This window comes from Spirosoma rhododendri (assembly GCF_012849055.1).
GTDB classification, from domain to species: domain Bacteria; phylum Bacteroidota; class Bacteroidia; order Cytophagales; family Spirosomataceae; genus Spirosoma; species Spirosoma rhododendri.
The window spans coordinates 3,744,262-3,756,122 of sequence record NZ_CP051677.1 but is presented as its reverse complement, the minus strand read 5'-3'; the positions used below and the strand labels follow the sequence as shown (position 1 = coordinate 3,756,122).

Genomic DNA, 11,861 nt, shown 5'->3' with positions numbered 1-11,861 from the left:
CCAAACAATGACCGAATTAGCTGCCCAGTTACTAGAGTCGCCCAAAGCCCCGCAGATTATTCAACAGGTGCAGGCAATTCTGGTGACTGAACGCAGGAACAGGCAGTTCTTCTACAAGTGGCGGAGCGACGACATGAAAGCCGAGTTCATTAACGGAGAAATCGTTGTGCATTCGCCCGCATTAGAACGGCATAACGCTGCTGTTCTGCGGTTGGGTATGCTCATGAATGCTTTTGTTGATGACAGGGAGATTGGTATGGTTCGTATTGAAAAGGCACTTGTCGAGCTGTCCCGCAATAGCTACGAACCGGACATTGTCTTTTTCGCCAACGAGAAAGCAGCCCTCATTATACCAGACCAGTTATACTACCCAGCCCCGGACCTGATCGTCGAAGTGCTGTCGAAGAGTACGCAGCAGAACGACCGGGGCGTCAAGTTTGAAGACTATGCGGCCCACGGCGTGACTGAATACTGGCTGGTTGACCCAGTTCGCGAGACGATCGAAACGTTTAGCATCGATGCCGATACGACTGAATATGCTGCGACGGGTTTGTTTCGCGTCGGGCAGTCGGTGGGCAGTCAGGTGGTGGCGGGTTTTACCATACCGGTTAAAGCGGTGTTCGACGCCGGAGCTAATGTAATAGCCCTACGCGCGATACTTACCGCATAGAGTACCGACAACGTGACAAAAAGGACTGGTCGACGGCCGGTCCTTTTTTGTGGGACTACTTACCGATTTCTTCTCCTTATCTTTGTCGATTGTCAGGTCGGTTTACCACCGCTTACCGACTCGTTCTGCCTGCATGATCGACTTTTTCAAAAGACCGCTGTTCAGCGATTTTCGATTTATTTTCGCCGTCTACTTTGTGCTGACGCTCTTTGCCAGCGTTCGTATTGTGTTCTGGGAAGGCTCGAATAACTACAGCATTTTTTATTATTCGCTGGAGCACCTCATCAACAACCAGAGCCTGTATTCCGAGTACCCGGCGCAGTATTCCGACCACTACCACTACGCGCCGACCTTCGCGGCCCTGTTTTCGCCCATCTTCGCCCTTCCCTATTCGCTGGGGCTGTTTCTGTGGCACTTTCTGTTTACCGGTGTCTGGGTCTACGCCATCTACAAACTGCCGCTGACGCACCAGCAAAAGGTGTTTGCCTACTGGTTTGGCGTGCAGGAGTTGTTTACCTCACTCGTTAACAGCCAGACCAACCCCATGATTGCCGCACTGTCGGTATTCGCGTTTCTGAGCTTCGAGAAGAAACAGCCGTTCTGGGCCGCGTTTTTTATTATGCTGGGGTTCAACGTCAAGATTTACAGCCTCGTAGCTGCCGGTCTGTTTATTTTGTACCCGCAAAAAATCAAATTTCTGGCGTCGATGGTGCTGTGGGCCGTTGTGCTGGCGGTATTGCCGCTGCTGTTTGCTACCCCGGCCGAGCTGTACCACCAATACGAACTGTGGGTGACGCAATTGATGATCAAGTCAGACGGCGACATTTGGGCTAATACGTCCATCCACCGGCTGATTCACCTCGCTATTTCGCCCACCATCCCGACCGCTGCCATCATCGGTGTGGGCGTGGCCATTTTCTGTACCGTTTATGTGCGGGTCGGGCGGTACCGGGAGTTTACGTATCAGCTGCTGATGCTGGCGTCGGTGCTGATTTTCCAGGTAATCTTCAACCCCGTTGCTGAATCGCCAACGTACATCACGGCCGTAACGGGGGTCGTCATCTGGTGGGTAGTCAGCCCGCGCACTACGCTCGACCGGGTGCTGCTAATTAGCTGTTTTGTACTGACGATTCTGTCGCCAACCGACATTTTCCCGCCTTACCTGCGTAAGACGTTCGTGCTGCCTTACGCGCTGAAAGCCCTGCCCTGCGTGCTGATCTGGTTCCGCATCGTCTGGCTCATGCTTCTCCCCGCGCCCCCCACCGTCGCGAGCCGGTCCGCCAAGCTACAAGTTAGCAGCCTGGGAACGTCGCCCGCCGAAAACTGAAAACTGTAAACCGATTACCACCAATGCCCTCCACCTGGCTTGATTTCTGGCAGCAGGAAAATGAATTCGACAACTCGATGTCGGCCAATTACGCGTACTTCCTCGACCGGGTTGAGCAATACGCTCCGCTGAACAAAACCCTGCGCGTACTCGACATCGGTTCCGGTCCGGCTAATCTCGAAGACGCCTGGCACGACCGCGTCGGCGAGTTGCACGGGCTGGATATTTCGCAGCGGTACAACGAGATTGCCCGCGCCAAACACGCCAGTCATCCCAACGTGTTTTTCCACGACATCCCTGCCGACGATTACCTGAATTTCGACGTCGTCGCCGGTAAACAGTTCGACCTGATTATCGTGATGAGCGTGGTGCAATACTACCGCAACGCGGGTGAAGTGGAGAAACTGCTGGCCAACATTAAATCACTGGCTGCGCCGGGCGCGAAAGCACTGGTCTGCGATCTGATCGTAGAGGAAGGCGTGCTGGGCGACGTACTGAGTATTCTGGGTCGGTCGTTGCGGCAGGGCAAACTGTTGTCGATGCTGAATCTGCTGTTCCGGCTGCGCTTCTCGGCGTACTACAAGATTCGGCAGGACAATGGCTTTCTGATCGTGCCGAAGAGCGAGTGGCTGGCGATGTGCAAACGACTGAACCTGAACGCCCGCTTTGTCGATGAGCCGATTACGATGCAGCAGGAGCGGCAGAATCTGCTCATTCAGTTTTGAGTATCTTTCAGTAGCCCCACATACTGACTAAACCCGGCCCGGCGTTTGTTGTCTGACAGGTAGCTAACCGTATCGTCCAACACACAATGAACTCTATTTCACTTCGCCCGTCAGTGCGGCCTCTTTTGTTCGCGCTATTGACTATACTTTCACTGGCCACTGGCTGTAAAACGTCCGGGTCTGCCGATGAAGTTGATCCCCGCGATCAGTACATCGGCACCTATGATGGTGGCTATCAGGCATCAACATTTGTTAACAACAGCCGTGAAAGCAACCGGGAAACCGGTACCGTCAGTGTTGCAATCACGAAAACGCAGGTAGCCAACCAACTGTATTTCAACATAACATTCAACGGAGCAACGAAGCAGACGCTAACCGCCGAACTCAACGGCAACGCGTTTACGATCATCGACAAACAGAGCGAGTCGTTCATCTATGACGGGCAGAGTATTAACGGCACGTATAAGGCAAGCGGGCAGTTTACCGACAATGTTCTGGCGCTGAACACGGTAGTTGAAAATCTGGATGGCGGGGTCACCGTCACACGTCGGGGCGCTATCACCGGTACCAAGAAATAAGTACATTAGCGCCGGTTTGTAAACGATACACCCCGGCATGAAAACAATGATTCTGACCGGCCTTATGGCCGGTTTTTTTTGGTCGGCATCGGCCCAGACTACTCCCCGCCCAACCCGTACCAACCCGCCGACACTTCAGGACGCGTCGCCCGAATCCGTCGGCATGAGCACGGATCGTCTTCACCGCATGGACGCCGTTATCAACGAGTACATCAGCAAAGGTCGGCAGGCAGGTGTCGGGGTGCTGGTAGCTCGTAACGGCAAAATCGTTTACCATCAGGTATACGGTCAGGACGATGTTGATGCCAAAACGCCCCTTAAGCGAGACGCCATTTTTCGTATTGCTTCGCAGACTAAAGCCATTACCAGCATTGGTCTGATGCTCTTGTTTGAGGAAGGTAAATTTCTGCTCGACGATCCGGTCAGCAAGTATATTCCGGCCTTCAAAAACCCGGTTGTGCTCGACAAGCTAAACATGGCCGACACCACCTATACGACCGTTCCAGCCAAACGCGAAATCACCATCCGGCAGTTACTGACCCATACGTCGGGCATCAGCTATGCCACTATCGGCACAAAAGAAGCCGTCGCTATCTACGCTAAAAACCGGATTCCGAGCGGTATTGGTACCCCAGAAGGCAAACTGAGCGATGCGATTAACCGGCTGGCGAAGTTACCGCTCATGTTCAACCCCGGCGAAAAGTGGAGCTACGGCCTGAGCACCGATGTGGTGGGCTACCTGATCGAAGTACTGTCCGGACAACCGCTCGATCAGTATTTACGCACCCGCCTGCTCGATCCGCTGGGCATGAACGACACGTACTTTTATCTGCCCAAAGACCGCCAAAACCGCCTGACAACGCTATATACGGAAGACTCTACAAAAGCCATTCGCAAACAAACAACTCGTTTCGGCCTGTCGCCCGATTATCCCAAAGCGGCTGGCACCTACTTTTCAGGTGGGGCCGGTCTGAGTTCAACCTTGTCTGACTACGCAACATTTTTACAGATGCTGCTTAACGGTGGCGAATACAACGGCAGACGCTACCTCAGCCCAACGACGGTCCGGCTGATTACGAGCAATCAGATTGGCGATCTGAACATGGGCGTCAACAAATTCGGACTGGGTTTTGGTATCACGACCGAGCGCGGATCGGCGCAGCTGCCGGTATCGGAAGGTACTTATGAATGGGGTGGTTACTTCGGCACGACGTACTGGGTCGATCCGAAAGAAGGCATCGTTGGCCTGATCTACACCCAGAAGTCGCCAAACTCCTACGGCGATCTGTCCGACAAGTTCAAGGTGCTGGTTTATCAGGCCATCACGCAGTCGCAGGCCCCTCGAAAGTAAAAGCGCAGTCGCACCGGCTTTCTGGTTGCAGATCCCGATTCTATGAAAATCCTCCTTACCCTGTCGCTTCTGGCCTGTAGCTCGTACTTATACGCGCAAACCGCCGTTTCTACCTCATCTGCCGGTCCGGCCGCGCCAGCAACGCAGACCGCCATGTCGGCCAGCGAAAAAGCCGTAGCCGATGCAGAACGGCAGCGTTTTGCCGCGCAGGTCAGCAAAGATTACGCTGCCCTCGACAAGCTCCTGGCCGACGATCTGGTATACACACACTCAAGCGGCAATACGGACAACAAAGCGTCGTACATTCAATCCATCCGCGATGGTAAGTCGAAGTACGACGCCATTGAATCGCAGGAAATGAAGGTGCGGGTATACGGCAACACAGCCATCATCAACGGTGTCTGCCTGATAAAAGCGATGAACAACGGCGAAACGATCAACACCCGCCTGCGCTACACCGACGTCTACGTTAAAAAAGGCAACCAGTGGCAGATGGCCACCTGGCAATCGGTGAAGCTGGCGAATTGAGTTTACGGTTTGATGTTCAAGGTTTAAGGTTGTTCAGATCACCTAACATTAAACCTTGAACATCAAACGTTAAACCCGCGTCAGCCCACTTGCAAAAAGGCCCGCAGCTCGGTAGCGTCCTCTGGTTTCATGCGCCCGGCCAGCACCAGCCGAAGCTGCCGACGGCGCAGGGCACTCGCAAAGCGGTCTTTTTCCTCGTCTGTTTCGGGAATCACACCCGGTACTTCAATCGGTCGACCGGTTTGATCGACGGCGACAAATGTGTAGAAGGCGCTGTTGGTACTGACGCGCACCCCTGCCGGAATATCCTCGGCCCACACCTCGATAAACACTTCCATTGACGAACTGAACGACCGCGTCACCTGCGCCTTCAGCGTTACGATATTACCCAGCCGGACAGCCTCCGCAAACGAGACATTATCGACCGATGCTGTCACTACGATGCGGTTGGAATGTTTCTGGGCCGCAATCGCAGCTGCAATATCCATGTAATATAACAGCCGCCCACCCATCAGATTTCCAAGTGTATTGGTATCGTTGGGCAGTACCATCTCGGTCATCACCGTGACGGATTCGCGGGCAAATTTTGGTTGAGGCATGTTGTTGATTCAGTAATTCAGTCGAAACTGCAAACCAACAATCCAACCGGCAAACGGCCAAATAATCGTAAATCCCACATCTGAAGGGATAAGCTCTATCGAACCATTCCAATCCGTATATTTGTTTTATAGCAGTAAAAAATGAGACAAAACGAATGGAACGACTGGTCAATTACTTTGAGCATATTCCATCGGCGCACCGCGGCCTGATTCTGGTAGGCGGCATAACGCTGTTCTGGCTGATTGAGAGTGCCGCGCCCCTGTTCCGGTTTGAGCAAACCGAACCGGGCTACCGCAAATGGCACCATGCCGGTATCAATATTTTCTTCACGATCACGACCATTATCGTCAATACGGTGCTGGCGTTTCTGCTGCTCCGCACCAGCGACTGGACAGTGCAGCACGGCGTCGGCCTGCTTCAGTGGGTTCAGTTACCGCTTTGGGTTGAAGCAATTATGGGCCTGCTGGTACTCGATCTGGTGGGCGCATGGTTTCCCCACTGGGCTGAACACAAAGTCACGTTTCTGTGGCGCTTTCACCTTATTCACCATACTGATACGCATATCGACACGACCACGGCCAACCGGCATCATCCCGGCGAAAGCGTTATTCGCTTCGTCTTTACGCTGGTGGCGGTGCTGCTGACGGGCGCGCCGATGTGGCTGGTGTTCCTGTATCAGGCGCTGTCGGTGGTGCTCTCGCAGTTTAATCACGCCAATATCGAACTCCCCCGCTGGGCCGACCGGCTGCTTGGGCTGGTGATCGTGACGCCCAACATGCACCACGTCCACCACCATTACGTACTGCCCGTAACCAATACCAACTACGGCAATATTTTTCCTTACTGGGACCGGCTGTTCGGTACATACCACGAAATGGCCGGGCGCGACCTGCATTACGGCATCGATACGCATCCCCATCAGCACGAACATTCGCAGCTTGGCAACCTACTGAAGATCCCGTTCCAGACATACCGCCCGCCCGTTGGTGAACCCGCAACGTCGCAAAAAATCGGCTCGGATCAGCTAAACACCGCCGACCGATGAACCGTATACGTTGGCAATCCGTCGGAACTAAACGGGTACATTCCGGTTTATTGAGAAGAAACAAATCAAACCAATAAACTGATTTCACTCATGGCAGCAGGTTCACACGCCGTAGAGGCAACTGATGCAAATTTTGACGAGCTGATCAATTCTGATAAGCCGGTTCTGGTCGATTTCTGGGCCGAATGGTGCGGACCTTGTAAGATGATCGGACCCGTTGTCGAGCAACTCGCCGGCGAATACGAAGGCAAAGCTGTCGTGGCTAAAATGGACGTCGATCAGAACGCGCGCATTCCCGCGCAGTTCGGTATCCGCAGCATCCCGACGCTGATGGTCTTCAAGAACGGACAGATGGTGGAGAAGGTAGTAGGTGCCGTTCCCAAAAACGTACTGGAGCAAAAGCTTCAGGCGGCAATGTAAGTTTGACGTTTAAGGTTTAGTGTCTAAGGTTTAAGGTTATTTCTCTACCCGGGCACTTACCTGATTTAATAAAAAGAAAGGGTCTCAACGTGAGTTGAGACCCTTTCTTTTTATGGATAGTTTAAGGTTTGTGGTTTAACGTTGCCGTGCTGACAGCCTTAACCATTAAACCACAAACCTTAAACCCACTATACCAGCATGCGCATGGGGTTTTCCAGCAGTTCTTTGAACGTTTGCAGGAACGAAGCACCACTGGCGCCGTCGACCACACGGTGATCGCACGACAGCGTTACCTTCATCACGTTGGTTGGTTTCGCCACGTCGCCCTCAAACTTAACGGCGGTTTTGATCGCACCAACGGCCAGGATGCACGAATCGGGTGGGTTGATGATTGCCGTAAATTCATCGATACCGAACATACCGAGGTTCGAAATCGAGAACGTACTGCCTTCCCAATCTTTCGGTTGTAGCTTCTTGTCCTTGGCTTTTCCGGCCATGTCCTTCACTTCGCCCGCAATGGTCGACAGCGTTTTCTGATCGGCGTTGCGCACAACGGGAACCAGCAGTCCTTCATCGACCGCTACTGCTACGCCGATATTGACGTAGTTGTATTTGCGGATTTTGTCGCCCAGCCACGATGAGTTGACCGTCGGATGCTGTTTCAAGGCAACGGCAGCCGCTTTGATGACGAAATCGTTGAACGAGATTTTGACCGGGCTGACGCTGTTGACCGTGCCGCGCAGTTCCATCGCCTTGTCCATGTTGATTTCCATGGTCAGGTAGAAATGCGGAGCCGTAAACAGGCTTTCGCTCAGGCGACGCGCAATCGTTTTCCGCATCTGACTGACCGGCGTATCGGTGAAGTCGCCAGTAGCTGGTACGGCCGGTTGTGGAGCCGGGGCTTGTTGCGGTGCCGGAGCGGGTGCTGCCTGTTGTGCGGGTTGCGGTGCAGCAGCCGGTTTTGGCGCGGCTGGCTTCGGTGCTGGCGCACTGCCGGGCACGAACGACTCGACATCGCTCTTCACGATGCGGCCTTCCGGGCCACTGCCTTTTACCTGCTCCAGTTTGATGCCTTTTTCTTCGGCAATGCGCTTGGCTAACGGCGACGCTTTCATGCGGCCGGTTGGCTCAACTTCATCACCCGTACCACCACCGTACGACAGATCAGTATCGGCATTGGCGGGAACGTCCGCCTGTGGGTTCTGCTCAGCGGTGTTACTACCGCCTTCGCCCGTCGCGGCTTCCTTACCGTTGCTTGAAGCCGGTGCTGAGCCACCACCGTTCGCGCCGTCGATCAGCACTTTGAAGTTGGCTCCTTTTTCACCGATCACGGCAATAATATCATCGACAGCTACCGACGAACCTTCTTTCACGCCCACATACAGCAGCGTACCTTCTTCGTAGGCTTCGAGGTCCATGGTGGCTTTGTCGGTTTCGACTTCGGCCAGTACGTCACCCGATTTTACCGTGTCGCCTTCTTTTTTGTGCCAGGCAACGATGGTACCCTCAGTCATGGTATCGCTCATTTTCGGCATCCGGATGACCGACGCGTTGACGTCTTCCGCCGGACCAGCCGATACCGCTTTGGGGTCCTGCATCTTGGTGTTCACCTCGTCTTTGCTCACACCCTCAGGCGTAGCCTCCGGCTTGGTTTCGTTGGCAGGAGCACTGGCTTCCTGACTACCACCACTCGTTCCGTCGAGCAGCGATTTGTAATCTTCGCCGTCTGCGCCGATGACGGCCAACACACCATCAACCGGAACCGACGTTCCTTTTTCGACACCGATATACAGCAGCGTACCTTCTTCGTACGACTCCAGATCCATCGTTGCCTTGTCGGTTTCGACTTCGGCCAGTACGTCGCCGGATTTTACTTTATCGCCCACTTTTTTGTGCCACTCCGCAATGACGCCTTCGGTCATGGTGTCGCTCATCTTGGGCATTCGAATCAATTCAGCCATAGCAGCTATATGTGTGTCGGGTTTGACAAAAGAATCAGCCTGTGCGTCAAAATTAGCGCAAAGGCGGCAAGAAATAAAAGTATGAGCAGTATTACTCTACCCACAGGACGAGCCCTTTCAGATAACCGCCTTCGGGGTGAAACAGGCTCACGGGGTGATCGGCAGGCTGACTCAGATGGTGCAGCACCCGTACCTGCCGCCCGGCTTCGATTGCGGCCGCTACAATTGTGTTGTAAAATAACTCCCGGTCGACAACCTGCGAGCAGGAAAACGTGAAGAGAATACCGCCCTTCGCCACCCGGCGCAGCCCTTCGGCGTTGAGCCGTTTGTAGCCCTGCACCGCCCGGTGCCGCGCCGACAGGCTTTTGGCGTAAGCCGGTGGATCGAGTACAACGACGTCGTACTGATGGTCGTGCCCCTTGAGGTAATGCATCACATCATCGGCGTAGGCTTCGTGGTGCGAACCGTCGACGCCATCACTTAGGTTGGCCTCGACGTTCTGATTCGTCAGATCGATGGCTTTCTTCGACGCGTCGACCGAGTGCACCTGTTCGGCTCCGGCACTGAGCGCGTACACCGAAAATCCACCCGAGTAGCAGAATGCGTTCAGGACTTTTTTGCCGTGGGCGTATCCCGCCAGCAACGCCCGGTTGTCGCGCTGATCGAGAAAAAAACCGGTTTTCTGACCCGTAATCCAGTCGACCAGAAAGGTATGGCCATTTTCCTGCACCGGGTGCGGTACGGGCGTCCGGCCGAAGAGGTAGCCGTTCTGCACGGTGGCCCCGTACTGTTCGGGGAGTGTCTCGGCACTCTTATCGTACACCGCCTGTAGTTCATCGCCGAATACGGCCCGCAGCGCGTCGGTAATGAGCATCCGTTCGCGGTGCATCCCGATCGAGTGCGCCTGCACGACGGCCACGCCATTGTACATGTCGACAATCAGACCCGTACAGCCGTCGCCCTCGCCGTGTATCAGTCGGTAACAGTTGGTTTCGCCGGTTTGGTTGGCAAGAATTGCCTGACGCAAGGCCCGAATGCCAGTCAATTTCGCGGTCCAGTAAGCCACGTCGGGCGTGACGGGGCCACCCGCCGTAGCCGCGAACGAAAACAGCCGCACGGCAATGCTACCATCGTGGTAATGCCCGGTAGCGAGGTACTCCCCTTTCTTGTCGAATACTTCGACGGTATCGCCGTCATTGAGGTCGCCGTCGAACCGACCGATAGCCCGCGAAAAGACCCAGGGGTGAAACCGCCGGACGGCTTCGTCGCGCCCCGCCTGTAGATAGATTTTTGAATAACTCATGCACCCGCAAAGATACGGCACCCAACGCGGATATGCGGATTTAACTGCTGACCTGTTCGTTGGTCAGCAGGGTGGGCTCTTTCTTCGACATCCGCTCACGCAGTTCCGTTACGGGTTTTTCAAAGTAAGCAAACAGCAGCGTCGACAGTATCAGCGTCAGCCCCCAGAAGATACCCACTTTCGCCCAGCCTACTGCCGCCGACGTCGTCGGGAAGCGTTCCAGGAAGGTAATCATGATGGGCGTCAGGTTGAGCAGGTACATCGAATACGAAATCAGGCTGATGTGCGTGATAAACCGGGCGATGCCGAACCGCGCCCACGCGCCCGTTGCCGTTCGCCAGCCATCCATATACGGTAAGATCAGCGCCATACTCAGGCCGATCATCGGGAAGTAAAACGTGCGTTTGTAGAATACGTAGCTGGGGTAGATACCCGCCTGCACATAGTATTTCAGGATAACGATCGATGCCGTAAACGACGTGATCAGAATCAGGGCTAGCCCGGCAATAGCCAGTCGATTACGGGTGCGTTCGGCTGTCCAGAATGCGGGGAAATAATGCTTGACGTAAGCCGCCAGCACCCCGTACGAGATCGCGTCGAGCCGGGTAACGACAATGCCCCGGAAGCCCAGTTCCCCGTCTGAAATGGGCGTCAGTATGGCCGTAACAAGGCGCAGCAGGTTCGTACCAATAATAATGAAAAGAATGGCCGTCAGCATAATGCGCTGCCGGGGCCAGCGGCTGGGCATCAGCGTATGCAGCGCCCACAGCACCAACGGCAACGTGATGTACGACCATTCTTCGATGGCCAGACTCCAGGTTTCGGGAAAGAAATCGGGAACGTAGGTGGCGAAATTCTGTAGAAACAGATAATACTTAATCAGTTCGCCTTTGGCGGGTAGCGTGTGATGCAACCCACTTCGCCACGCCCGAAACAGGGCCAGCCCGATCAGGCTCGTCAGCACAAGGTAGTAGTTGGGTAGGGTGCGAAACCACCGGCGGGTCCAGAAGTTGAGCAGCAGCGGGCCGTCGAAGCGACCGTTTTTTTCGTAGGTGCGGATCAGGATACCACCGATCAGGAAGCCACTCAATACGAAAAACAACTCGACCCCGTCGGGGAGCAGGTGGTGCCAGAACGCTCCATCATAATATTCTTTGAGCGCAACCGTCGCGTGCGCGTCGACGACAATCAGAATAGCCAGCGCCCGCATGACGTCCAGCCCAAAGACCCGTTTTCCCGCCGATAAACCAAAAAGATGTACCATAAACAGCACAAAGCTACGCTATGCAGGTGTAAGGTTTAACGTTTGTCGTTTAAGGTTTACCCGTTGAGCGTTATCGTCCTTCACCGGAA

General features: G+C 54.5%; 12 protein-coding genes. 8 read left to right on the top strand and 4 right to left on the bottom strand.

Annotated elements, in window-relative coordinates:
• Positions 1 to 7 precede the first annotated feature (7 nt).
• From HH216_RS15650 to HH216_RS15625, 6 genes are all read left to right on the top strand, one after another.
• Positions 8 to 670: a Uma2 family endonuclease gene (locus HH216_RS15650; RefSeq protein ID WP_169551658.1), complete on the top strand. Its 663-nt coding sequence runs from the start codon at positions 8 to 10 to the stop codon at positions 668 to 670.
• Between the two features lie 133 nt (positions 671 to 803).
• Positions 804 to 1,997, top strand: coding sequence for a glycosyltransferase family 87 protein (locus HH216_RS15645; RefSeq protein ID WP_169551657.1), 1,194 nt, complete (start codon positions 804 to 806; stop codon positions 1,995 to 1,997).
• Positions 1,998 to 2,020: 23 nt separating this feature from the next.
• The gene (locus HH216_RS15640) at positions 2,021 to 2,722 is read left to right on the top strand and encodes a class I SAM-dependent methyltransferase (protein WP_169551656.1); all 702 of its coding nucleotides are present in this window, start codon (positions 2,021 to 2,023) and stop codon (positions 2,720 to 2,722) included.
• A gap of 86 nt (positions 2,723 to 2,808) precedes the next feature.
• Positions 2,809 to 3,300 carry a hypothetical protein gene (locus HH216_RS15635; protein WP_169551655.1) on the top strand — a complete coding sequence of 164 codons (492 nt, stop codon included), beginning with the start codon at positions 2,809 to 2,811 and terminating at the stop codon, positions 3,298 to 3,300.
• A 37-nt stretch (positions 3,301 to 3,337) separates the two neighbouring features.
• Positions 3,338 to 4,651 carry a serine hydrolase domain-containing protein gene (locus HH216_RS15630; RefSeq protein WP_169551654.1) on the top strand — a complete coding sequence of 438 codons (1,314 nt, stop codon included), beginning with the start codon at positions 3,338 to 3,340 and terminating at the stop codon, positions 4,649 to 4,651.
• Positions 4,652 to 4,693: 42 nt separating this feature from the next.
• Positions 4,694 to 5,179, top strand: coding sequence for a nuclear transport factor 2 family protein (locus HH216_RS15625; protein WP_169551653.1), 486 nt, complete (start codon positions 4,694 to 4,696; stop codon positions 5,177 to 5,179).
• Positions 5,180 to 5,259: 80 nt separating this feature from the next.
• Here the strand turns inward: HH216_RS15625 and HH216_RS15620 are convergent, their stop codons facing one another.
• Entirely contained in the window at positions 5,260 to 5,778 is a 519-nt protein-coding gene (locus HH216_RS15620; protein WP_169551652.1) for an acyl-CoA thioesterase, read from the bottom strand.
• A gap of 155 nt (positions 5,779 to 5,933) precedes the next feature.
• Between HH216_RS15620 and HH216_RS15615 the strand changes: the two genes are divergently transcribed.
• Both HH216_RS15615 and trxA read left to right on the top strand, forming a co-directional pair.
• On the top strand, positions 5,934 to 6,824 hold the full coding sequence (locus HH216_RS15615) for a sterol desaturase family protein (RefSeq protein ID WP_169551651.1): 891 nt from the start codon (positions 5,934 to 5,936) through the stop codon (positions 6,822 to 6,824).
• Between the two features lie 90 nt (positions 6,825 to 6,914).
• On the top strand, positions 6,915 to 7,244 hold the full coding sequence (trxA, locus tag HH216_RS15610) for a thioredoxin (RefSeq protein WP_106138819.1): 330 nt from the start codon (positions 6,915 to 6,917) through the stop codon (positions 7,242 to 7,244).
• A 188-nt stretch (positions 7,245 to 7,432) separates the two neighbouring features.
• On the opposite strand, the gene HH216_RS15605 is transcribed toward trxA, so the two are convergent.
• The 3 genes from HH216_RS15605 to HH216_RS15595 form a co-directional block, all read right to left on the bottom strand.
• Complete coding sequence (locus HH216_RS15605; RefSeq protein WP_169551650.1) at positions 7,433 to 9,205, bottom strand: pyruvate dehydrogenase complex dihydrolipoamide acetyltransferase; 1,773 nt, start codon at positions 9,203 to 9,205, stop codon at positions 7,433 to 7,435.
• Between the two features lie 91 nt (positions 9,206 to 9,296).
• Positions 9,297 to 10,508, bottom strand: a complete 1,212-nt coding sequence (locus tag HH216_RS15600; protein ID WP_169551649.1) for a class I SAM-dependent rRNA methyltransferase — start codon at positions 10,506 to 10,508, stop codon at positions 9,297 to 9,299.
• Between the two features lie 40 nt (positions 10,509 to 10,548).
• Positions 10,549 to 11,772 carry an acyltransferase family protein gene (locus HH216_RS15595; protein ID WP_169551648.1) on the bottom strand — a complete coding sequence of 408 codons (1,224 nt, stop codon included), beginning with the start codon at positions 11,770 to 11,772 and terminating at the stop codon, positions 10,549 to 10,551.
• Positions 11,773 to 11,861: the final 89 nt, after the last annotated feature.

What these genes read in the sequence shown, in the direction of transcription:
- HH216_RS15615 (WP_169551651.1), top strand. Translation starts at nt 5,934, where the DNA reads ATGGAACGACTGGTCAATTACTTTGAGCATATTCCATCGGCGCACCGC.
- trxA (WP_106138819.1), top strand. Translation starts at nt 6,915, where the DNA reads ATGGCAGCAGGTTCACACGCCGTAGAGGCAACTGATGCAAATTTTGAC.
- HH216_RS15605 (WP_169551650.1), bottom strand. Translation starts at nt 9,205, where the DNA reads ATGGCTGAATTGATTCGAATGCCCAAGATGAGCGACACCATGACCGAA.
- HH216_RS15595 (WP_169551648.1), bottom strand. Translation starts at nt 11,772, where the DNA reads ATGGTACATCTTTTTGGTTTATCGGCGGGAAAACGGGTCTTTGGGCTG.
- HH216_RS15625 (WP_169551653.1), top strand. Translation starts at nt 4,694, where the DNA reads ATGAAAATCCTCCTTACCCTGTCGCTTCTGGCCTGTAGCTCGTACTTA.
- HH216_RS15645 (WP_169551657.1), top strand. Translation starts at nt 804, where the DNA reads ATGATCGACTTTTTCAAAAGACCGCTGTTCAGCGATTTTCGATTTATT.
- HH216_RS15620 (WP_169551652.1), bottom strand. Translation starts at nt 5,778, where the DNA reads ATGCCTCAACCAAAATTTGCCCGCGAATCCGTCACGGTGATGACCGAG.
- HH216_RS15600 (WP_169551649.1), bottom strand. Translation starts at nt 10,508, where the DNA reads ATGAGTTATTCAAAAATCTATCTACAGGCGGGGCGCGACGAAGCCGTC.
- HH216_RS15640 (WP_169551656.1), top strand. Translation starts at nt 2,021, where the DNA reads ATGCCCTCCACCTGGCTTGATTTCTGGCAGCAGGAAAATGAATTCGAC.
- HH216_RS15635 (WP_169551655.1), top strand. Translation starts at nt 2,809, where the DNA reads ATGAACTCTATTTCACTTCGCCCGTCAGTGCGGCCTCTTTTGTTCGCG.
- HH216_RS15630 (WP_169551654.1), top strand. Translation starts at nt 3,338, where the DNA reads ATGAAAACAATGATTCTGACCGGCCTTATGGCCGGTTTTTTTTGGTCG.
- HH216_RS15650 (WP_169551658.1), top strand. Translation starts at nt 8, where the DNA reads ATGACCGAATTAGCTGCCCAGTTACTAGAGTCGCCCAAAGCCCCGCAG.